Annotated in this window: 18 protein-coding genes and 1 riboswitch; of the genes, 11 read left to right on the top strand and 7 right to left on the bottom strand. The window is 71.4% G+C overall.

Translation table 11 applies throughout. The features are described 5' to 3' along the window. Positions 1–51: 51 nt before the first annotated feature. The 5 genes from QWI33_RS15885 to QWI33_RS15865 all read left to right on the top strand — a co-directional run bounded on the left by QWI33_RS15885 (position 52) and on the right by QWI33_RS15865 (position 6,977). Positions 52–1,959, top strand: a complete 1,908-nt coding sequence (locus QWI33_RS15885; RefSeq protein ID WP_289958121.1) for a right-handed parallel beta-helix repeat-containing protein — start codon at positions 52–54, stop codon at positions 1,957–1,959. A 334-nt stretch (positions 1,960–2,293) separates the two neighbouring features. After that, positions 2,294–2,494 (top strand): hypothetical protein, encoded by a 201-nt coding sequence (locus QWI33_RS15880; RefSeq protein ID WP_289958120.1) that lies wholly within the window; start codon positions 2,294–2,296, stop codon positions 2,492–2,494. A 102-nt stretch (positions 2,495–2,596) separates the two neighbouring features. After that, entirely contained in the window at positions 2,597–4,891 is a 2,295-nt protein-coding gene (locus tag QWI33_RS15875; RefSeq protein ID WP_289958119.1) for an AAA family ATPase, read from the top strand. A gap of 50 nt (positions 4,892–4,941) precedes the next feature. Then, on the top strand, positions 4,942–5,787 hold the full coding sequence (locus tag QWI33_RS15870; protein WP_289958118.1) for a potassium channel family protein: 846 nt from the start codon (positions 4,942–4,944) through the stop codon (positions 5,785–5,787). 134 nt (positions 5,788–5,921) lie between these two features. Continuing rightward, entirely contained in the window at positions 5,922–6,977 is a 1,056-nt protein-coding gene (locus tag QWI33_RS15865; RefSeq protein ID WP_289958117.1) for a glycosyltransferase, read from the top strand. A 127-nt stretch (positions 6,978–7,104) separates the two neighbouring features. On the opposite strand, the gene QWI33_RS15860 is transcribed toward QWI33_RS15865, so the two are convergent. The 7 genes from QWI33_RS15860 to QWI33_RS15830 form a co-directional block, all read right to left on the bottom strand. Further along, positions 7,105–8,127: a GNAT family N-acetyltransferase gene (locus QWI33_RS15860; RefSeq protein WP_289958116.1), complete on the bottom strand. Its 1,023-nt coding sequence runs from the start codon at positions 8,125–8,127 to the stop codon at positions 7,105–7,107. 381 nt (positions 8,128–8,508) lie between these two features. Then, a complete protein-coding gene (gene thrC / locus QWI33_RS15855) occupies positions 8,509–9,771 on the bottom strand; it encodes a threonine synthase (protein WP_289958115.1) in 1,263 nt (420 codons plus the stop codon). A 14-nt stretch (positions 9,772–9,785) separates the two neighbouring features. Beyond that, a riboswitch (SAM riboswitch) is annotated at positions 9,786–9,903 on the bottom strand. A 165-nt stretch (positions 9,904–10,068) separates the two neighbouring features. Next, a complete protein-coding gene (folP, locus tag QWI33_RS15850) occupies positions 10,069–10,866 on the bottom strand; it encodes a dihydropteroate synthase (RefSeq protein ID WP_353895493.1) in 798 nt (265 codons plus the stop codon). Positions 10,867–10,967: 101 nt separating this feature from the next. After that, positions 10,968–12,077, bottom strand: coding sequence for a hypothetical protein (locus QWI33_RS15845; RefSeq protein WP_289958113.1), 1,110 nt, complete (start codon positions 12,075–12,077; stop codon positions 10,968–10,970). A 38-nt stretch (positions 12,078–12,115) separates the two neighbouring features. After that, positions 12,116–13,006, bottom strand: a complete 891-nt coding sequence (locus tag QWI33_RS15840) for an HAD family hydrolase (RefSeq protein ID WP_289958112.1) — start codon at positions 13,004–13,006, stop codon at positions 12,116–12,118. A gap of 330 nt (positions 13,007–13,336) precedes the next feature. After that, positions 13,337–14,413, bottom strand: a complete 1,077-nt coding sequence (locus QWI33_RS15835; protein WP_289958111.1) for a DUF5667 domain-containing protein — start codon at positions 14,411–14,413, stop codon at positions 13,337–13,339. Positions 14,414–14,846: 433 nt separating this feature from the next. Beyond that, positions 14,847–15,671, bottom strand: a complete 825-nt coding sequence (locus QWI33_RS15830) for an ECF subfamily RNA polymerase sigma factor, BldN family (protein WP_289958110.1) — start codon at positions 15,669–15,671, stop codon at positions 14,847–14,849. Between the two features lie 346 nt (positions 15,672–16,017). Between QWI33_RS15830 and QWI33_RS15825 the strand changes: the two genes are divergently transcribed. The 6 genes from QWI33_RS15825 (at position 16,018) to hemB (ending at position 22,333) form a co-directional block, all read left to right on the top strand. Further along, on the top strand, positions 16,018–16,266 hold the full coding sequence (locus tag QWI33_RS15825) for a glutaredoxin family protein (RefSeq protein WP_289958109.1): 249 nt from the start codon (positions 16,018–16,020) through the stop codon (positions 16,264–16,266). Between the two features lie 279 nt (positions 16,267–16,545). After that, positions 16,546–17,283, top strand: a complete 738-nt coding sequence (locus QWI33_RS15820) for a redox-sensing transcriptional repressor Rex (protein ID WP_289958108.1) — start codon at positions 16,546–16,548, stop codon at positions 17,281–17,283. Positions 17,284–17,345: 62 nt separating this feature from the next. Then, positions 17,346–18,719 (top strand): glutamyl-tRNA reductase, encoded by a 1,374-nt coding sequence (locus tag QWI33_RS15815; protein ID WP_289958107.1) that lies wholly within the window; start codon positions 17,346–17,348, stop codon positions 18,717–18,719. 47 nt (positions 18,720–18,766) lie between these two features. Then, positions 18,767–19,747 (top strand): hydroxymethylbilane synthase, encoded by a 981-nt coding sequence (gene hemC, locus QWI33_RS15810; RefSeq protein WP_289958106.1) that lies wholly within the window; start codon positions 18,767–18,769, stop codon positions 19,745–19,747. Beyond that, positions 19,744–21,324, top strand: a complete 1,581-nt coding sequence (locus QWI33_RS15805; RefSeq protein WP_289958105.1) for a bifunctional uroporphyrinogen-III C-methyltransferase/uroporphyrinogen-III synthase — start codon at positions 19,744–19,746, stop codon at positions 21,322–21,324. The genes hemC and QWI33_RS15805 overlap by 4 nt, the downstream gene beginning before the upstream one ends. A 22-nt stretch (positions 21,325–21,346) precedes the next feature. Next, positions 21,347–22,333 carry a porphobilinogen synthase gene (gene hemB, locus QWI33_RS15800; protein ID WP_289958104.1) on the top strand — a complete coding sequence of 329 codons (987 nt, stop codon included), beginning with the start codon at positions 21,347–21,349 and terminating at the stop codon, positions 22,331–22,333. Positions 22,334–22,369: the final 36 nt, after the last annotated feature.

Below are 22,369 nucleotides of genomic sequence, written 5' to 3'. Positions count from 1 at the left end.
CATCGCATTCCGCCCCTTCACATCGAGTGCGCCTCGCGTTACCCTGAGCCCGTGCCCCCCGCGCCCCGCCCCCAGCACCGCCTCGCGATGGCCGTCTTCATCCTGATCGCCTTCGCGGCCATAGGGCTGAGCGGACTCCTCGCCGCCCAAGACCGCCCCGACGAGCCTCCCTACCCCGACATCCCCGTCTACGAGCGCACCATCGAACCGCCCGCGTACCGCGAGGACGGCTCCTACCTCCTCGTCTGCCCCGCCGACCCCGAGACGTTCGCGGCACGGAACGAGGGAGTGGAGTACCTGCGCCGCCTCGAGAACGAACGCCTCTACGAGGACTGCCAGGACACCGGCTTCGCTTCGCTCCCCGCCGCGCTCGCACAGTCCGAACCCGGGATGCGCGTGCTCATCCTGCCCGGCGACTACACGCTCGACGAACCCGCGCGCATCCCCGAAGACCTCCAGAACCTCCAGATCGAGGGCCGCGGCGACAGCCCCGAAGACGTCCTCCTCTCCGGCCGCTTCGCACTCGACACGGTCATGGAAGTCGACGGCGCACCCGGCCTGTACCTCAAGGGGTTCACCCTCGCACAGGCCCGCGAGCAAGCCCTGGACCTCCGCTCCCAGGGCGCGACCGTCGAAGCCGTCGCCGCGGTCCAGAGCGGCGGCGCCGGCATCCACGTCACCGGGTCGCGCGCGGTGGCGCTCACCGACTGCCGAGCCGAGTCCAACGACACCGCGGGCATCCTCATCGAGCAGTCCGACGCCGACGTCAACGGCTGCGAGGCCACCGGGAACACGGTCGGCGTCTGGTACCGGGGCATGGACGCGACCGGCAGCATCGCCGGAAACCGCCTGCACGGCAACACGACCGGCATCGCCGTCGACCACACCGGCGCACGACCCGACATCCCCGGAGTGGACGTCACCGACAACCTCCTGTACGGCAACAACACCGGCCACTACGACCAGCTCGGCACGGCCGCCTGCCGAGCACCCCTCGGCGAGCGCGCCTGGGACGACGTCCGCTGCCCCGACTTCGCCCTGCCCGCGGGCGTCGGCCTCCTCGTCGCCGAATCCGACAAGCTGACCGCGACCGGCAACCGCATCTGGGACCAGCAGACCGCCGCGATCGCCGCCTGGGGCGAGACCGGCACCGACTACCAGGCGGCGGGCGACCAGAACACCTTCTCCGGCAACACCTTCGGCATCCGCGAGGACGGCCAGCGCCAACGCAACCAGGTCGACCTGTGGTGGGACGGGACCGGAACCGGCCTCTGCTTCGACGAGCCCGGCGTCTTCCGGTCCTCCCCCGCAGTCCTCCCCGACTGCGATGCGAGCCTGCAGCCCTCGCGCATCGCCGGTGATCCGTTGAAGGCGCTCAAGACCGCGGTCTGCGGTGTCGCCGGGACCGAGGACCTCCCCGACGGCTGCGACTGGTTCGGCGCGCGCTTCACCGACCGCCTCGAGTTCCAGGCGGCCGTGGTCTTCGCCGCCTCGCTGCTGTTCCTCACCGGTGCCGGCTGGCTCGCCGCCGCCCGCACCGACGAGCCCCCGCGCGCGGGCCGCATGACGTTCTCCGCCATGGCGACCGGCGCGGGCGGCCTGCTCCTCGTCCTCGCGATCTGGTCGGGCCGGGCCGATTACGAGGCGCTGGCGATCGGCCTGTGGGGCGTCGGCTGGCTGCTCGCCGGGCGCTCCTGGCGGCAGTGCGGGATGACGTTCTTCGGGCTGTTCACCGGCCTCATCGGCGCGATCGCGGTGCTCGACGCGGTCGACCGCGCGGTCATGACCCTCCCGTACGTCCCGGTCGCCCCCGCCTGGCTCTGGGTCGCGCTCCTACCCTTGTGGACACTCGTCGCACTGGGCCTCGCGTTCGGCCCCCGCCGCCGCCGCGAGGAAGAACCGGAGCCGGTCGAGCGCACCCCGGTGACCGCCCCGGCCCACGACCGCTTCGACTGGTGAGCGCGGCCCCTGGGCGCTCGCACGCTGACCGGAAACCGTGCCGGCACCCGACGACCGCTCGACCGCAACCCCGCCGCCTGGCGCCTGATCCCCTGGTCGCTGGGCGGCGCGGCCGCGCTCGCCTACGGATCTGGATCACCGGAGGGGTCCTCGTCCTCGCCACCCTCACCCTCCAGCTCCGGAACAGGCGGTCCAGGAAACCCGCAAGGTGGCCGGCGACGAGCGCGTCGCTGCCGCGGGTGCGCCCATGCCCCTGCCGCACAAGGGCGATGCGGCGTGCGGAGGCCGACGCACTCGGCAGCCGCGACAGGGCCCGATCACGTACTGTGGTGCCATGACTTGGACCTGGAATCTCGAAGACGCCGACGGCAACGCGATCGAAACTCCGGACAGCGACCTGGGCAGCCAGGGCGACGCGGAGTCGTGGCTCGGCGAACGGTGGCGCGAGTTCGCCGACCAGGGCGCCGCCGCCGCGATCCTCCTCGAGGACGGCCGCCAGGTCTACCGCATGGAACTCTCCCCTGCCGAGGAGTAGCCGCCCGCGAAAGCCGCGCACCGCGCGCGAGTTGCCGGTGTGGCAAGACCGGCGCACTGTGAGCGTCGCCGACTGCGGCCGGGCCGTAATAGGCTGTGCGACGTGACCGACTCTGGTTCCCTCACTTTGACAGCGACCCGCGCCAAGGCCGGGCTCGACGCCCGCCGCGGCATCGTGCGCCTCCACCCCGAAGCCCTCACCGCCCTCGGCCTCCGCGCCGGCGACGCGGTCGAGCTCACGGGGCGGCGCACGACGGCCGCGATCGCGCTGGCCGCCGACCGGTACGCGTCCCGGCGCGCCCTCTACGCCGACGACCTGACCTTGGGGAACATCGGTGCGCGCGACGGCGACCCGGTGCGCCTCTCGCCCGTCGACCTCGCCGCCGCCGACCGCGTGGTCCTCTCCGGCCCGGCTTCGGCGGTGGCCGTGGTCGACCCCGACACGCTGCGCCTGGCGCTCCTGTCGAAGGTCGTGGGCGAGGGCGACGACGTGTCGCTCCTGCCGATCGAGCTGGGGGACGCGCAGCGCGACATCGTCGCCGCCACCCGCCGCACGCTCAACAACACCCTCGGCATCGGCTGGACCACCATGGTGCTCAACGTGGTCGAGGCCAGCCCCGCCAGCGGCGCCATGATCACCTCGGACACGCGCGTGGAGTGGGAGCACGACGCCCCGGCCTCCATCGACCTGCCGCTGGAGTCCGGCCGCGTCGCGAACCTCGGCCGCGCCCGCGCCGCGATGCCCGCCGCCTACTCCGGCGGCGAGGCCGCCGCGACCCGCCCGCGCACCGAGCCGCAGGGCCGCGTCGCCGCGACCCCTGAGGCCCAGCCGGGCATCGCGCCGATCCCCTACGAGGAGCTGGCCGGCGCCAAGATCCCCGCTGAGGAGCTGCGCGAACTGCTCGACCTCGGCTTCAACCACCGCGAGGTCCTGAAGGTGGTGGGGACGGACATGGCGCTCGGCGTGCTCGTCTCGGGGCCCTCGGGCGCCGGGAAGGCCACCGTGGCCCGCTCGGTCGCGGCCGCCGTCGGCGCCCGCGTCAGCGAGGTCTCCGGGCACGACCTGGCCGCGCTCGAGGCGAACGCGGCGGCCGACCGGCTCCGCGCCGCCGTCGCCGCGCTCACCGTCCCGGGCGTGCTCCTGGTGCGCGGGGTCGAGGCGATCGCCCCGGCCGGGAAGCGGACCCCGTTGGGCACCATGTTCACCCAGCTCTGCGACGAGGTCCTCGCCGAAGCCGGCGAGCACGCCGTGGTGTGCACGACCGCGCGCGTCGAGGACGTCGACGCCGCACTGCGCTCGCGCCTGGAGCACGAGGTCGTCGTCCCGATGCCGGACGCCGACGCCCGCCGCGACCTCCTCGTGTACTTCACGCGCGGCATGAAGGTGGCCGAGGACGTGAAGCTGGAGCACGTGGCGCACCGCGCCCCCGGCTACGTGGCCTCCGACCTCGCCGTCATGGTCCGCGAGGCGGGTGTGCGGGCCGCCATGCGCGCCAAGGCCGGCGGCGCGACCGCCCTGCAGGGCACCGACTTCGACGGCGCGCTCGAATCGGTGCGGCCCACGAGCATGTCCGGCGACTCGGTCGAGCTCGGCGGGCTCACCCTCGCCGACGTGGGCGGCATGGAGGGCCTCAAGCAGACCCTCACCGAGACCGTGCTCTGGCCGCTGACCTACCCGGACGCGTTCACGCGCCTGGGCATCGAGGCCCCCCGCGGCATCCTCCTCTATGGACCGCCGGGGTGCGGCAAGACCTACATCGTGCGCGCCGTCGCCGGTGAGGGCCACGCGAACGTGCTCAGCGTCAAGGGCTCCGAGCTGCTGAACAAGTGGGTGGGGGAGTCGGAGAAGAACGTGCGGGAGCTGTTCCGCCGCGCCCGCCAGGCCAGCCCGACCCTGATGTTCTTCGACGAGCTCGACGCCCTCGCGCCGGTCCGCGGCGGCGGGACCGACGGCGGCACCGCCGACCGCGTGGTCGCCGCGCTGCTCACCGAGCTCGACGGCGCCGAGTCCCTGCGGGACGTGGTGGTCGTGGGCGCGACGAACCGGCCGGACATGATCGACCCGGCGCTGCTGCGGCCCGGCCGCCTCGAACGCCTCGTGTACGTGCCCCCGCCGGACGCGGTCGGCCGCGCGGACATCCTGCGCGCCAACGCGAAGAACGTGCCGTTCGCCGATGACGTGAACCTCGACGAGGTCGCCGACGAGCTGTGGCTCTACTCGGCCGCGGACTGCGCCGCGCTCGTGCGCGAGGCCGCGCTCACCGCGATGCGCGAGTCCCTGGACGCCAGCATCGTCACCGCCTCCCATGTGGCCCAGGCGATGGAGCGCGTGCGCCCCAGTCTCGACCCCGAGCAGCTGGAGTACCTGGAGAACTACGCCCACAACCGGGAAGGCTGACCGCCCGCCGGAGGACCGCGCGCGCACGCTCCGCTGGATAACCTGGGGCGATGTCCGATTCCTCGACGCACCCCGCCGACCCCTCGCACTGGCCTCCCCAGTTGACCGCCTGGGAGCGCGCGACCAACCTGCCGCTGTTCGCCCTCGCCCTGCTGTTCCTGGCCGCCTACGCGGTCCCGATCCTCTACCCGGGGCTCCCGGCGTGGGTCGGCTCCGCCGCCACCGCGGTCTACGCCCTGGTGTGGGCGGTGTACGGGGTCGACTTCGCGGTCCGGTTCGCGATGGCGGGCCGCGGGAACCGGTGGCGATTCGTCTACTCGCATCCGCTCGACCTCGTCATGGTCCTGCTCCCCATGCTGCGCCCGCTGCGGGTGCTGCGGATCGTCGTGCTGCTGGCCGAGGTGTTCCGCCGCCACGCGCAGGCCTCGAAGCGCTTCCAGGCCGTCTTCTACGTGGTCACCGTGACCGGGATGATCCTGCTGATCTCCAGCCTGGCCATCCTCGACGCCGAACGGCACGCCCCCGACACCCAGGTCGCCGACTTCGGCGACGCCCTGTGGTGGTCGATCGTCACCGCCACCACGGTGGGTTACGGGGACATGGTGCCCCAGACCGTCGAGGGCAAGGCCATCGCGGCGTTCCTGATGTTCGCGGCCATCGGCCTGGTCGGCCTGGTGAGCGGCTCGCTCGCGTCCTGGTTCGTCGACCGCGTCTCGGCCGCCGAGGAGACCGCCGAGCGCGCCGAGTTCGTCGAGCTGCGCTCGCGGCTGCAGCGGCTGGAGCTGCAGCTCGCGGAGATCCACGCGGTGCTGGTGCCGGAGCCCGCGGGCGACGATCCCGCGGAAGTGCCTGCCCCGCGCGCCGATCCCTTGCCCGGCAACGCCTCCGCGAACTGAGCATACGACTCCACAGGGGATTGAGCGTTCCCGCGCCGTTGTCCCGGAGTTGGCCCGCCCTTCACCCTCGGGCACTAGCCTGCGCGGTGGCGCGCCGCCGCGGCCGCCGCCGCACCCTTCCGGGAGGGAACTCCATGCGACTGACGCGACTGCTGCCCGCGCGGCTGCGCCGCAGGCTGCGCACGATCCGCAACGCCGCACCGGCCAGTGCCGGACCGCTCCCGGCCTCCTCGGAACTCCTGCACGTCATCGCCACCCGCCACGGCATCGGCGTGTTCGACGAGCAGTGGTTCGCCTACCGCCAACTCCTCCTGGAGCACCTGACGCTCGCCTCGCTCGACGCGCAGACCCACCGCGACTTCGTGTGGTACATCGCGATCGACCGCGAGATGCCCCCGGTCGCCCGGCGGCGCCTCGAAGCGCTCGCCGCCGACAGGCCCTGGATCCACCTGGCCGAGACCGAGCTCAAGCGCGACTTCGTCCCCGACCTCGTGGCCTGGACCCGCGAGGAGGCTCGCACTCGCGGCAGGGGCTGGGCCCTCACCACGCGCCTGGACGACGACGACGCGGTCCACCGCGACCTCGTCGGCCGCCTCCACGAGACCGCCGCCGCGTACCTGGCCGAAGGCAGCGCCGCCCCCGCCATCCTCTCGCCCACGCTGGGCTGCAACTGGGTGCCGTCGGAGGCCGCCGGCCACCGCACCTACCACCACAGCCCCTCGATCGGCCTGAGCCTGCTGGAGCCGGCGTCGCGCGCCCTGAGCGTCTATCGCCGCAACCACTCCACGCTCGCGCAGAAGCTCGTCCCCGGCGGGGTGAGCGTCCGGCACATCGACGGCGAGACCATGTGGTGGCTCTACGCCCACACCGGCCTCTCCGACCAGCAGCGCGAAGGCTCCGAACGGATGTCCAAAGTGGCCGACCACCCGAACGCGGTCGTGTTCGACGCGGCCGCCCTCGCCCAGTTCGGCATCACCGCCGAGGGCCTGCGCCTGCTGCGGCGCACGCCCGAACCCGAACCGCACGAGACCCTGCACCTGCTCAACCGGCGCGGCCTCGACGTCGAGCAGGAGATCCACGACCTGCGGGAGGCCATGTCCCGCAGCGGCGACGGCGACGCGGCACTGCACGCGAAGATCGCGAGGCTCCACGCCGAGCGCCGCCGCATGCACGAGAAGCTCATCCGCTGACCTAGTGTTGAGCGGCCCCGCCGGCCGCTGTCCGGCCCATTCGCCGCGTTGCCGGGCCTTCGCATACCCCCCACGTCTTGCGAGCGAAGACTCGGATACCGACTCGCCGGGACCGCTCGAACACCCCTTAGCGCTTCTTCTGGTAGACGTTCTCGTGGTGGACCAGGCGGTAGCCGACCGCCTCGTTGATGGCGATCATGTGGCTGTTGCTGGTGGCGTTGCCGGTCCACACGTAGCGCATCTTCGGCCGCCACTGGCGGATCGCGCGCTGGTTCGCGATCTTGAGGATCGTGCCGAGCCGGTGGCCCCGGAAGCGCGGGTCGACGATCGTGTCGCCCTGGATGCAGTGCTCCTCGCCGCCGGCCTCCACGATGACCTCGGTGAGACCTGCGATCGCGCCGCTCTCCTTGTGCCGCACCACGGCCTGGAGGTGCAGCTCGCCTCGCAGGCGGCGCACCCGCGCCTCTTTGAGGATCCGCTCGCCGTCGACCGCGGCCTCCTGGAGGTCCCAGTCGCCGAGCGGCATGTCGGTGTACATGCGGGCGTGCAGGTGCGCGACCCCGTCGAGGAGCTCGGGGGGCGGTGCGCCGGTGAACGTGATCAGCTCGAACCCCTCGGCCCGCTCCCAGGCGGCGTCCCAGAGCCGTTCGAGCTCGGTGTCGTCGACCGCGTCGAGGTCGCAGACTCGGGTGGCGCCTTCGAGCGAGGTCCGGTAGCCGTGGTGGACCGCGAAGTGCGAGCCGTCGGGGCTGATCGGCGCGCCGCCCTCGATGGGCACGGGCACCCATGAGGAGACGCTGGTCCGCCCCTCCTCCGCGGCGCGCTGCTCCGCGTGCCGAAGCAGGGCCGAGCCGACCCCGCGGCGGCGCTCGTCGGGATGGACGCCCAGTTCGAGGTTCATCAGGTGGGTGTTGTCGAGGAACGGCAGCGAGAGGTCGAGGTGGCCGAGAACGCGCCCGTCGCGGACCGCCGCCCACCGCTCGCGGCGGACGTCGCTGCTGGCCAGAACTAGTGCGGCCCAGGTGTAGACGGGGTTCAAGGGCCTGGTCCCGGGCCAGTCGCGGGTGGCGACGGCCTCGCGGGCCGCGAACCAGGACTGCACCAGCGCATGGTCGTTCGGGTCGACCCGAACGATGTCGAAATAGGTCATGGGCCGATTGTGTCGGGAGGCACCGACACCGGCAAGCCCATTACCTGGCGGCAATGGGCTGGAAGAAGGTTTGGGAGCGTGAGGATGCGGGCAATCCACCGTTAAGGGATTGGTCGGGAGACCGCAGTTCCTGACACCGGCTGGCGCTGCTCGACACGTTCTAGCCCCAGGACTCGCAGTCAACCGGGTGAGTGGCGACAGGACGTCTGCGGCCTCCCGCAAGAAGAATTCTTGCTTATTCACTGAATAGGGTCAAGACCCGCCGAGCGATTGATTTCTGTCGGGTATCCGACACAACCATTCACATTGGTCACTCACAGTGATAAATTCGGGAGTTCGGAAAGCGTTTGACTGGAAATGCTTCCCAAACTCCCGCTCTACTCAGGACTCCAGAAGTCCCGCTTCCTTCGCCGCCTTCAAAGAAGGCTTCACCGTGTGCGTCGGTCCGACCAGCGAGGACACTGCATCGAGCGTCTTGAGGCCCTCGCCGGTGTTGTAGATGACGGTCTCGGCCTCCGGATCCAACTGACCCGACTCCAGGAGCTTACGGAGCGTAGCGACGACCACGCCGCCGGCCGTTTCCGCGAAGACACCGGTGGTCGCCGCGAGCAGCCGCACGCCCTCGCGGATCTCGTCGTCGTTCACCTTCGCCATGCCGCCGCCCGTGCTGCGGCACGCCTCGATCGCGTAGGGCCCGGCCGCCGGGTCGCCGATGTTGAGGCTCTTCGCGATGCCCGTCGGCTTCACCGGCGTGATCACGTCGGTGCCCTCGGCGTACGCGTCCGCGATCGGGCTGCACCCGGCCGACTGCGCGCCGAAGACCCGCACCTTGCCCGGCTCGACCAGCCCGATCTCGGCCGACTCCTCGAACGCCTTGTGGATCTTGGTCAGGAGCTCGCCCGAGGCCATCGGCACCACGACCTGCTCCGGCAGCCGCCACCCGAGCTGCTCGGCCACCTCGTACCCGAGCGTCTTGGAGCCCTCGGCGTAGTAGGGGCGGATGTTGACGTTCACGAACGCGGTCGTCTCGAAGTCGTCCGTCTCCGTCAGCTCCGAGCACAGCCGGTTCACATCGTCGTACGAGCCCTGCACCGCGACCAGCTTGCCGCCGTAGATCGCCGACTGGACGATCTTCCCCGGCTCCAGGTCGTGCGGGATGAACACGATCGACGGCACGCCCGCGCGGGCGGCGTGCGCGGCCACCGAGTTCGCCAGGTTGCCCGTCGAAGCGCACGCGAACCGGTCGAAACCGAGCTTGATCGCGGCCGAGACCGCGGTCGACACCACGCGGTCCTTGAACGAGTGGGTGGGGTTCGCCGAGTCGTCCTTCACCCAGAGCTTGCGCATGCCCAGGGCCTTCGCGAGGTTCTTCGCGTCGATGAGCGGGGTCAGGCCCGGGTTCAGGCTCACCCGGTCCTCGGGGTGGACGCCGACGGGCAGCAGCGGCGCGTACCGCCAGATGTTCTGCGGGCCGGCCTCGATCTGCTCCCGCGTGACCTTCGCCAGCTCCGCCTGGTCGTAATCGACTTCGAGCGGGCCGAAACACTGCCAACAGGCGTGCTGGGCCACGAGCTCATAGGTGGCGTTGCAGTTGCGGCAGACCAGGCCCTTGGCCGGGCTGTCTTCGAACAGGGTATTGGACATACGAGAAGGCTCCTCCCTCATCTTCCCCGCGCAGCGGGCCGGAATTGGCACCTGCCGCCTGCCCCTGAAAAAGCGGGTCGGTGGTTGCCGCAGCTTCGCAGGGCCGGACCCCTCAGCTGCTCTGGATGAAGTACGAGCCGAATGCTACGGGTGAGACGGGCGAAACCGCAACCGTTGTTCCAAGTTCCGAGATGGCCTCGCAATCCCACCGGTCCGATCGGTGAGCTGCACACGCCCAGGTCACAGCGCACGGCAGCGCAGCGCGCCGACGGCGCGCTGTCAGGGATCCGTCAGGGCCTACCGGGCCCGGCGCGTCGCCATCCACACGGCCCGCGCGTCCGCCGTCCCGGCCACGTCGTGCACCCGCACGCCCCACACGCCCGCCTCGAACGCCAGCAGCGAGGTCGCCAGCGTCGCCGCCTCCCGCTGCCCCACCGGGCGCGGCTTCCCGCTCTCGTCCTCCAGGAGCTTCCCCAGGTACGACTTGCGGGAGGAGCCGAACAGCACCGGGAACCCCAGCGCCGTGAACTCGTCGAGGTGCGCCGAGAGCCGCCAGTTGTGCTCGGCCGACTTCGCGAACCCCAGACCCGGGTCCAGGATCAGCCTCGAGCGGTCCACACCGGAGTCCAGGGCCGCCTCCACCCGGTCCTCCAGCTCGGCCTTCACATCGGCGACGACGTTCTCGTAGTGCTGGAGGCGCTGCATGTCCGCCGAATGGCCGCGCCAGTGCATGAGCACCCACCGCACGCCCGTGTCCGCCACGACCCGCGCCATGTCCGGATCGGCCAAACCGCCCGACACGTCGTTCACCACGCTCGCACCGGCCCCGATCGCCGCCGCGGCCACCGCCGCCCGGGTCGTGTCGATCGAGACGGCAAGGCCCCGTTCGCACAAGGCCGCCACCACGTCCACCACGCGCGCGATCTCGGTCGCCGGGTCCACCCGGTCCGCACCCGGGCGCGTCGACTCGCCGCCCACGTCGATCAGGTCGGCGCCCTCGGCGCCCATCTGCTCGCCGTGCGCCACGGCGTCGCCGAAGTCGAGGTAGCGCCCACCGTCGGAGAACGAGTCGGGGGTGACATTGAGGACACCCATGATCTGGGGCCGGGCCGGGCCCGGCTCCTCCGGTGTGTGCAACGCTCCAGGTGTGGTCACGGCATCGACGTTACCCGGGCCGGGTCCGCGAACGCCTCGCATCAAGCGAGGTCCGTGAGGTCCAGCACGTGCCACTCCAGCAGCTCGCCCGTCCCGGTCGACCACCACAGGCACTGCGCGTCCGCGCCCGTCTCGCCCGCACGGGAGGCCACCAGGTACTCGGCGTCCGCCTCGAGGTCGAAGAGCGTCACCGTCGTCGCGTCCCCCGTGGCGGCCTTGGCCTCCGCGAGCGGCTCGAACCGGTCGATGAGCCCCACGTCCGGCGACACCGCCGACTTGAAGCCCTCCGCCACGGTGACCCGGTCGCTCCCGTCTGGACGGACGAGGTCCACCCGCGCCCCGTCGTCGGCGGTCACGATCAACCGGCACCACGTGGCCGAGCACAGCGTCAGCTCGTCCGACCCGGAGAACACCTTCACGCCCGCACCCGTGTCGGTGCGCACCAACTGCGCCCCGCCCAGCGAGTCGGACCCGGCGCTGGCGAGCCACGGCCAGGCGGCGGACTGCCACGCCCCGCGGTGGCCCACGACCGCCACCTCGCCGCCTGCGACGGGGATCGAGCGGTGCTCGGTGACGAGCGTGCCGCCGCGCGCGGTCGAGAGCCAGTGCAGCCCTTCGGCCGCGAACTGGAGGTCGTACGCGCTGCCGGCGGTGATCACGTCCCCGGTGTCGGCCGTCAGCAGGGCGGCCTCGCCGGGCCGGCCGTCCGCACCGCGCTCGGCGGTCCACAGTTCGGAGACGACCCGGCCCTGCGCGTCGGGCACCGTCTGGAGCCACGCGAGGCGCGCATCGGTGGCCGCCGCGGCCACCACGCCGGGCACGCCGCCGGGCTCGGCGACCACGCTCGAGGTCGCCGCTCCTTCGGCGGGCAGCTCCACATAGAGCAGCGACCCGGCCTCGTCGGTGCCGAGGAACGCGTCGACATCGGGGGCTGGGTCGTCGAGGACGGTGAGCGGGGTCCAGGCCCGACCGTCGATGACGCCGGGCAGGTCGGTGGGCTCGGCGTCCCAGGTCTCCCACACGGTCGGCACCGCATCGGGCACCGCGGCGGCCTCGGGACGGTCGGGGGAGGGCCAGGCGAGCCAGGCGAGGGCGAGCACGGCGGTCCCCGCGAGGGTGAGCCGCTGCGCCGCGTCGATGTGCCCTGCCATTCGCCTCTTCGTGTTCCGCCGGCCGCGGCCGGGTGCGCCTAGTCCCGCTCGCGGGACTTGTACAGGTACAGCAGGCCGGCGCCCACCCCGGCGGCGGCCGCGGTCGGCAGTGCGAGCTTCGCGGCGCGGCGCCCGCGCCGGAAGTCGAGGACGGGCCAGCCGTAGTGGCGGGCCTGGCGGGCGAGGCGCGTGTCCGGGTTGACGGCGATGGCGCGCCCCACCTTGCGCAGCATCGGCAGGTCGTTCGCCGAGTCCGAGTAGGCGGTGCACCGCTCGAGGTCGAAGCCGCGCTCGGCGGCGAGCTCGGCGATGCCGTCCGCCTTCGCGGGGCCGTGCATGAGGTCGCCGACGAGGCGGCCGGTGTAGCAGCCCTCCTCGACCTCGGCGATCGTGCCGAGCGCCCCGGTCAGGCCCAGCCGCGAGGCGAGGACCCCGGCGAGCTCGACCGGGCTGGCCGTCACGAGCCACACCTCCTGGTCGGCCTCGAGGTGGCGTTCGGCGATCCGCCGCACCGGAGCGAGGATGCGCGGGGAGATGTCGCGGTCGACGACCTCTTCGCAGACGGCCTTCATCTCCGAGACCGGGAACCCGGCGACGAGCTCGAGCGCGGAGGACTTGACGGAGGAGATGTGCCCGTGGTTCTCGGCGCCGAACTTGAAGCGGGCCTGCTTCCAGGCGAAGCTGAGGATGTCGCGGCCCGAGAGCACCCCGTGCTTGGAGAGGGCGCGCGCGAGCCAGTACGTGGAGGCTCCGTGCATGAGGGTGTTGTCGACGTCGAAGAAGGCGGCGGTGGGGCGGTGGGCGAGCTCGTCGTCGCCCGGTGCGGCGGGCTCGACGACGACGGAATGGGTCAGCGCGGAGCCGCCGGCCTGCGCGGTTCTCGGAAGGGGCGCGGCGGAGGCGGTGGAGGAAGCCTCGATCTCAGACACTCTAAAAGCCTACAAGCCTCAGGCAGACGCCCTGTAACGCCAGGACGCGAGCTCGATGAATTTCCAGTGTGGCCCTGGTTATACGGCCAACGCTGCGTGCGTTCCCTTTCGGGCGACATGTGCTCCGCGACCCCCTCGTCGTGTCGTACCCCCGCGCCGTCGTGGTGACGACGGTCCCCAGGGCGGGTGGGGGTCAGGGACGGTATACGGCCCGCAGCACACAAGGCGGCGGGCCGGGACGCCTCTCGACGTCCCGGCCCGTTACTCCACACCTTGCATCACTGCCGGGCCGACATCGGCCCGATACGGCGTACCCCGAAGGGCGCCAAGTTACTCGAACAAATCCGAGAGGATCCCGGTCAATTCGCCCAGGACGTCCTCGCCCTCGGGCTCGCTGCTCGGCTCACCGGTGGTCGCCGGGTCGCTCGCGCCGCCCGTGGTCGGGTCCGTCCGCGGCTCCTCGGCGCTCCCGGCGGGCTCCCCGCCCGCAGCGGGCTCCGACTCGCCGTCGGTCCCGCCGGTCGCCGCATCGCCCCCGTCGGTCTCGACCGCACCGCTCTCGGCGCCTTCGGCACCGCTCGGCTCGACCGGGGTCGTCGCGTCCATGGAGTCCTTCGCGCACGAGCCCGGGATCGGGCCCAGCGCGTCGGTCTCGCCGCCGGCCTCGGTGCAGTCGAGCGCGCCGCGCAGCTCCACCGAGCGGACCGCCGCGCCCTCGAGCACCGCGACCAGCTCCTCGCCGGCCGTCAGGGCCTCGCCGTCGAGCTCGGCCACCAGGTCCTCGAGCACCCAGCGGTGCTCGTTGGTGAACAGGTCGATGTAGTCGAGGGGTGCCGGATCGCCACTCTCCACTGCGATCGCGCCCAGCAGCGCGGTGCCGCTGCGCAGTTCGCCCGTGGCGTCGCTCAAAGCGGTGGCGACCGCCGCGTCGTCGCCGACGACCTCGGAGGCCTCCTGGATGCGCGTGCGCGCGAACTCCAGGTACAGCTGCGCCCGCCCGAGGTCGTTGCCCGCCAGTGCGAGCTGCGCCTTCTCGGTGGAGCGCTTGACGCCGTAGAGCGTCTCGCCCGGCAGCGCGTCCCCCGAGGCCGCTGAGACCCCGGAGACGGCCACGGTGCCGGTGAGCAGGGCCGCCACGATCGCGAGGCGGCGCCCGCCGCGGGGGCGGCGCGGGAACATGTCGTCCAGCACCGGGGCCCGTTTGGTGTCGGGCACGACGGCGCTGGCGCGGGCCCGGGCGGTGACGCCGATGCCCTCTTCCGCGGCGACGGCCATGAGCCGCCGCCTGGTGGCGTCCTGCCAGTGCTGCGACGGCCGGCTCGCGGCCATGAGCTGCTCGCCGAGACCGCCGAGCCGTTCGGTGACGCCGACGAGTTCGGCGAACGCTTCCGCGGTGTCGATGTGCACTGTCGCGGCCGATGTGTCAGCCCTGTGCTGGTGAGGGAGGGAGGGTTCCTCGGAGTCAAGCAGCCGTGCGAATTCCTCCGCGCGGCGGCGCTCCATAGGGTTCAAAGTCACCGGGCACACCCCCTCTCACTGCATGGATCCTGCTCCTGTACTGAGAACAACGCACGAGTAGCCCCTGAGGTTACGGTTCGCCGAGAACCTTGCGACGCGGACCACTTTGTCCGCCTCGCGGCTCGATTCCACGGCGGTAGAGGACCGGTGAACGGCCCTGACCTGGCAGTGTCGGTCCGGCCGGGTAGGGCCCGGCGGATCGCTGATGACGGGTTCGCGGGTCGGTGCCCGCGGAGACGGGTTTTTGTCGAGTTTCCGACAGCAGCCTGAGCCGTCGGAGAAGGAAGGAGAGGAGAAGGAAAAGGGATCGGAAACGCCTACCTCAACCTCGGAAGCCGTCCGGCAGCAGCCGGGCGAGGGTGCGCACGGCCCGGTACTGCAGGGCCTTGACCGCGCCTTCGTTCTTGCCCATGGTGCGGGCGGTCTCGGCGACGGTGAACCCCTGGAGGAACCGCAGGACGATGCACTCCTGCTGGTCGGGGTTGAGCTTCTTGACCGCGGTCAGGAGGGTGGCGTTGGTGAGCTTCTCCAGCGCGGCGGTCTCGGGGGAGGTGGTCGGGTCCGTCTCGGGGGAGTCGGTCCCCAGGACGTCGGGCTTGACGATCTCGAGCCGGTAGCGGCCCGACTTGAAGTGGTCGACGACCAGGTTCCGCGCGATCGTCACCAGCCAGGCCCCGAAGGCCCGGCCCTGCCAGCTGAAGCTGGAGATGCGGCGCAGCGCCCGCAGGAAGGTCTCGGAGGCGAGGTCCTCGGCCAGTTGGGCGTTGTTCACGCGGAAGTAGATGTAGCGGTAGACCGTCTCGCTGTAGCGGTCGTAGATCTCGCCGAAGGCGCCCGGGTCGCCGTCCTGGGCGCGCGCCACCAGGTCGGCCACTTCGTCGCCGTCGACCTGGTCGGTGCTCGGGTCGTGCTGGTCGGGGCCGGCGGCCTCGGTGGCCCCGCCCGCGGCGCCGGCGCCGGAGCGCACGTGGTGCTGCTCGGCGGTGCCGGTGTCGAGGCTCAGGACCGTCCAGACGGCCTGCCGGAGCCGCTCGAAGGTCGGGGCGGGCAGCCGGGTCAGGGCGTCGGCGATGGCGGTGGCGTTCAGGTAAGGGGCGAATTCTGCTGTGAGCGTTGCGGTGTGGCGGTTCGCGTAGTTCGTCACCATTGCTGGTGCAATACCGGGCACTAGTGGCCTCCTCGTGTGAGGGGTCGGGCCGAGTCATGCGATCGGGTCCCGCAGGGACTGACCCGCCTGAGTCTAGAAATCAGGAAGGCCGCCGACGCGGATTTGCGTTCGGCGTGTCGCGTTCGGTGACGGCTTGACTGCGGGTGATGTCGGCGCTCGCCCGGCGCACCGACGTACCCTTCTTCGCGGGGGCGGAATCCCACCATTACCTCCCCAAATGTTTGGAGGTCCGCGTTCGCGGACCGGTTCTGGCTCAATAGTGATCGAGGAATGACGGAGGGTGTCGCACAGATTGTGCGATCTTCTGATCCAGGGAGGGAGCAGGGTGAACAGGCTGACGCTGCTGACTACAAGGGATTGCCATCTGTGCGGGGCGGCGCGCGCCGATCTCGACCGGGTGGCGCGCGCGGCGGGCCTCGGCTTCACCGAGGTGGACGTCGCCGATGACGCTGCGTTGGCGCGCGAATACGGCGATCGGCTCCCCGTGGTGCTGCTCGACGGCCGCGAGCACAGCTACTGGGACGTCGACGTGCCGCGCCTCACGCGCGATCTCGAGGCTTCCTCGAATTCGTGATCCCGAGGACGACGCGCCGAAAAATATTGATTTACGGGCATCAGCGGTCTTTTAGGGCAAAATCAATCCAGACGGCGGCTCGCCGGGAACAACCGGCTATCGGTACAGCTGGGCTTCGCCCAGTGTTACGGGGGTGTACCGCACCGGTCCCGCGAGCCGCCGAGTCGCGTCCGGCGCAGGTTAGCGCCGCCTGTGCGAGCTCGCGCACGGTCCACCTCCTAAGCTGGGTTGCGCGCCGGTGAACGGCGGCGCGGGACTAGCGGACCTGGAGTTCCACCATTGACGACCACCGGCGAAGGCACTGACCACCGGGCCCCCAGCGGCCCTTCCGCAACGGCCGCCGACCTCCCGGCCGCGACGGTCAGGCGCCTGCCCGAGTACCTGCGGGCGCTGAGCTCGCTGGGCGAAGCCGGCGTCGAGACCGTCTCCTCCGAAACCCTCGCCGCCGCCACGGGCGTGAACTCGGCGATGCTCCGCAAGGACCTCTCCCAGCTCGGGGCCTCCGGGATGCGCGGCGTCGGCTACAACGTGGCCGCGCTCGCCGCCTACATCGCGGGTGTGCTCGGACTCACGAAAGACTCCCGCGTGGCCATCATCGGCCTGGGTCACTTGGGCCAAGCCCTGGCCAGGTACCCCGGATTCTCCGAACGAGGCTTCGACATCGTTGGCCTCTTCGACGCCGACCCGGGCATCATAGGGAAGGACCTGGACGGGATCCTGGTGCGCGATGTGGCGCTGCTGGCAGGCGCGATACGTGACGAAGGCATCAACATAGGGGTCATCGCCACACCCGGCGCGGCCGCCCAACACGTGGCCGACCTCCTCGTAGATGCTGGTGTCACAAGCATTCTCAACTTCGCGCCATGTGTTCTCGCCGTGCCGCAAGGTGTGGCGGTCCGCAAGGTCGACCTGGCCGTCGAGCTGCAGATCCTCTCCTTCCACGAACACCACAAGACCATCGGCCGGACGAACACAGACGTCAAGCAGCAGTCGCGTCGACCGCTCGCGGAGACGTAGATGAGGCACGTCGACCGCTTGCGGGGACGTGAAGAGCACGGCCGAGAGACGGGAACGGTGAAGTGAACCTCCTGGTAGTGGGCATCTCGCACCGCAGTGCCGCGGTGGAGACCCTGGAACGGCTCGCGGTGGGCCCCGAGGCCGCCGCCGACCTCGCGCGCTCGCTCCTGAGCGGCGGCGGCGAGGTCCGCGAAGCCGTCGTGCTCTCGACCTGCAACCGCGTCGAGGTGTATGCCACCGCCGCCACCTTCCACGGAGGCCTCTCCGCGATCGTCGACGAGCTCCACCGCGTGTGGGGCCTGAGCGACGCCGAAGCCGAGCTCGACTTCGCCTCCTGCGGGTACGTGCGCCACGGCGCCGACGCCGCCGCCCACGCCTTCCGGGTCGCCGCGGGCCTCGACTCCATGGTCGCGGGCGAGCCCCAGATCCTCGGCCAGCTGCGCGACGCCTACGAGACCGCGCGCGAGGCCGACCAGGTCGGGCGCCACCTCCACGAGCTGTTCCAGCAGGCCCTGCGCGTGGGCAAGCGGATCCACGCCGAGACCGACGTGGACGCCGCCGCGCCCTCCGTCGTCACCGCCGCCCTCGAACTCGCCGAGCGCGAACTGGCCCGCACCGGGTTCGCCAACGGCCTCTCCCAGGCCCGCGCCGCCGTCGTCGGCGCCGGCGCCATGGGCAGCCTCGCCACCGCGACCCTCGCGCGCTCGGGCGTCAAGTCCCTCAAGGTCGCCAACCGCGACCGCGAGAAGGCCGAGCGGCTCGCCGCCGTCTGGGACGCCGAGACCGCCGCCTACGACGACCTCACCTCCCTTGCCGCGCAAGTGGACCTGCTCGTGTGCGCGACCTCCTCGCCCGAGCCGGTCCTGCGCGCCGCCCACCTCGCCGGCCGCACCGCGCCGCTCGTCGTCTGCGACCTCGCCCTCCCCAAGGACGTCGCCGAGGAGGTGTCGCGCCTCGAGGGCGTGCACGTCATCGACATCGCCGAGATCCAGCGCGCCGACGCCGCCGGCGCCGCCGCCGACACCCTCGCCGAAGTCGAGGCGCTCCTCGCCGAGGAGATCGCGGCCTACAACGAGAGCCTGCGCGCCGACGCCGTCACCCCCACCGTGGCCGCCCTGCGCTCGGCCGCCGCCGACATCGTCGAGGCCGAGCTCTCCCGCGTCGCCCGCCGCGGCGACTTCACCGACGACCAGCGCGCCGAGGTCGCCCGCACCGTGCACCGCGTGGTGCAGCGGCTCCTCCACGAGCCCACCGTCCGCGTCCGCGAGCTCGCCGGCCAGCCCGGTGCGCCCGACTACGCGCGCGCCCTGCGCGACCTGTTCGCGCTCGACGCGGCCGCCGTCGCCGAACCGCAGAGCGGCGACCTCGCGGAAGCCCTCAAAGTCAATCCGGTCCTCGCGGCCGAAGCAGGCAAGACCCTCGGCACCGCCCCATAGCAGCCCGGAGCGCTTCGCGCCGCCGGCCTTAGGAAGGGAAACCACCTGTGATCCGAGTCGGGACCAGGGGATCGAAGCTCGCGCTCGCGCAGAGCGGCATGATCGCGGACGAGATCGCGCGCCTCACGGGGGAGCAGGTCGAGCTCGTCGAGATCAAGACCACAGGAGACGGCACCACGGTGCCCGTCGCCCAGCTCGGCGTCGGCGTCTTCGTCAACCAGCTGCGCGATGCGCTGGAGCGCGAGGAGATCGACATCGCCGTCCACTCGTACAAGGACCTGCCCACGGCCCAGCCCGAGCACCTCGTCATCAGTGTGCCCCCGCGCGCCGATCCGCGCGACGTGCTCATCGCCTCGGACGGCCGCACCCTCTCCGACCTGGGGCCGGGCGCGCGGATCGGGACCGGTTCGCCCCGGCGCATCGCGCAGCTGAACGCCCTGGGGCGCGGCTTCGAGTGCGTGCCGATCCGCGGCAATATCGACACGCGCATCGGCCGCGTCGGCGACGACCTCGATGGGGTGATCCTCGCGGCAGCCGGCCTCAAGCGCATCGAGCGGCAGGCGGAGATCACGGAGTACCTGGACCCGCTAGTGATGCTTCCCGCCCCAGCACAAGGGGCATTGGCGGTCGAATGCCGCAAAGCCGACATGACATCTGCGCGGATCTCAAGTAAGCTCAACGACCGGTACGCACAGGCCGTCGTCGCCGCCGAACGCGCCCTTCTGCAACGACTCGAAGCCGGATGCAGCGCTCCCGTCGCCGCACTCGCCGATGTCGCCGAAGGCGCTTCGCCAGACGAGGTCGACCTGTATCTGCGGGGGGCCGTCGGTGCCGAGGACGGTTCCGTCATCGAGCGGCTCTCGACCACCGCCGCTCTCCCTGACACAGGCGATGCGGGCGCCGACGAACTGGCCGCCCGTGCCGCCGCCGTGGGGCGAGCGCTGGCCGAGGACCTCCTCGAGGCCGGTGCCGAGCAACTATTGAAGTTAGACCCAAGCTTTAGACGACTGTTGATGGAGAGAACATGACCAGTGCCCGTAAGCCGGTGGGCCGCGTGCGTTTCGTCGGGACCGGCCCAGGCGACCCGGGACTGCTGACCAAGCGCGCCCTCGACGCGATTCGCGAGGCCGACCGGGTCTACTACGACCGGTCGCTCCCGCAGTCGCTCATCGAGACCGCCAAGGAGCTCAACGGCGACGACTCGAAGATCAAGCTCATCGAGTCCTCCCCGAGCGACCAGGGCAAGCTCATGGCCGCCGCGGCGCGCGAGGGCGAGAACATCGCCCGCCTCATCGTCGGCGACGCGTACCCGAACCGGCTCGCGAAGGCCGAGATCAGGGCCGCCAGCGCCGAGCAGGCCCGTTTCGAGGTCATCCCGGGCATGAGCCACGCGCAGGCCGTCGCCGTGTACGCGGGCATGCCTCCCGGGGAGATCCGCACGGTCATCGACATCGACGACATCGCCTCCATCGAGCCGCTCATGATCGCGGACGCGATCAAGCGCGGCAGCCTCACCGTCACCGCCGACGTCTCGGACCTGTCCTCCTTGCGCGACATCCTGCTCGCGGGCGGGGTCTCCGGCGAGACCGCGGTCGCCGTGACCGGTGACGCGACGGGCGAGACCGAGTACACCACGACCTCCTCTGTGGACACGTTCGTGGAGGCGGCGCTCGGCTACGCCGGGCAGGTCGTGCTCACCATCGGCCCCGGCGTGGACGACCGGCACGAACTCGCGTGGTGGGAGGGTCGCCCGCTCTACGGCTGGAAGGTCCTCATCCCCCGCACCAAGGAGCAGGCCGGCATCATGTCGGAGCGCCTGCGCGCCTACGGCGCCATCCCGTGCGAGGTCCCGACGATCGCCGTCGAGCCGCCGCGCACGCCCGCCCAGATGGAGCGGGCCATCAAGGGCCTGGTCGACGGCCGGTACGCGTGGATCGTGTTCACCAGCCAGAACTCGGTGAAGGCGATCTGGGAGAAGTTCAAGGAGCACGGCCTGGACGCGCGCGCGTTCGGCGGGCTGCGCATCGCCTGCATCGGCGAGGCGACCGCGAACGCCGTGCGGGAGTTCGGCATCGAGCCCGAGCTGATCCCGACCGGGCAGCAGTCCTCGGAGGGCCTGCTCGAGGTCTTCCCGCCGCACGACCCGATCCTCGACATGGTCGGCCGGGTGCTCCTGCCGCGCGCCGACATCGCGACCGAGACGCTGGTCTCGGGCCTGAGCGAGCGCGGCTGGGAGGTCGACGACGTCACCGCGTACCGCACGGTGCGCGCCTCGCCGCCGGCCGCTGACATCCGCGACGCCATCAAGTCCGGCGGGTTCGACGCGGTGCTCTTCACCTCGTCGTCCACTGTGCGCAACCTCGTGGGCATCGCGGGCAAGCCGCACCAGCGCACCGTGGTGGCGTGCATCGGCCCGGCGACCGCCGACACGGCGACCGAGTTCGGTCTGCGCGTGGACGCCAAGCCGGAGAACGCCTCCGTGCCGGACCTCATCGAGGCCCTCGCGGAGTACGCCATGGAGCTGAAGCAGCGCCTGGCCGAGGGCCCGATCAAGACCCGTCGGGGCCAGAAGATCCAGGGGCCGACGGCCCTGAGGTTCCGTTAGCAACGCAAAGGAAGTGGTCGCAGTGCCGAACAGTCCCGAGTTCCCGGTCATCCGCCCTCGGAGGCTGCGACGCACTGCGGCCCTTCGCCGTCTCGTGGCCGAGACGCGCGTGCATCCGTCGGACCTGGTGCTGCCGGTGTTCGTCAAGGAGGGCTTGAACGAGCCCGTCGAGATCGCGTCGATGCCCGGGGTGTTCCAGCATTCGGTGGACTCGGTGCGCAAGCTCGCGGTCGAGGCCGCTCGGGCCGGGCTCGGCGGGCTCATGCCCTTCGGCATCCCGGCGGTGCGTGACGCGATCGGTTCGGCCGCAACCGATCCGAACGGGATCCTGAACGTCGTGACGCGGGCGATCCGCGAGGAGGTCGGCGACGACCTCGTGGTCATCCCGGACCTGTGCCTGGACGAGTTCACCGACCACGGCCACTGCGGCGTGCTCCGCCCGGACGGCACTGTGGACAACGACGCTTCGCTGGTGCGGTACGCCGAGATGGGCGTGTCCCTGGCCGAAGCGGGCGCGGACCTGCTCGGCGCCTCGGGGATGATGGACGGCCAGATCGGCTACGTCCGTGCGGCCCTTGACGAAGCGGGCCACACCGACACGGGCTTGCTGGCCTACGCGGCGAAGTACGCGAGCGCGTTCTACGGCCCGTTCCGGGACGCGGTCGAGTCGCAGCTGCAGGGGGACCGCCGCACGTACCAGCAGGACAACGCGAACGTGACCGAGGCGCTGCACGAGATCGATCTCGACATCCAGCAGGGCGCGGACATCGTGATGGTCAAGCCGGCGCTGCCGTACCTCGACATCGTGAAGGCCGCGGCCGAGCGGAGCCCGGTTCCCGTTGCGGCCTACCACATCAGCGGTGAGTACGCCCAGATCGTGGCGGCGTCCGAGCGCGGCTGGATCGACCGCGACGCGGCGATCCTGGAGTCCTTGACGAGCATCAAGCGCGCGGGCGCCGGCGTCATCGCGACCTACGCGGCAATGGAAGCGGCGGCCTTGCTCCGTTAGGATGAAGTCATTTCGCATCCAGTGCAGCTATAATGC

The organism is Glycomyces tritici (assembly GCF_030403505.1).
The sequence above is the reverse complement of the archived record's forward strand: the minus strand, read 5'-3'. Positions and strand labels throughout refer to the sequence as shown.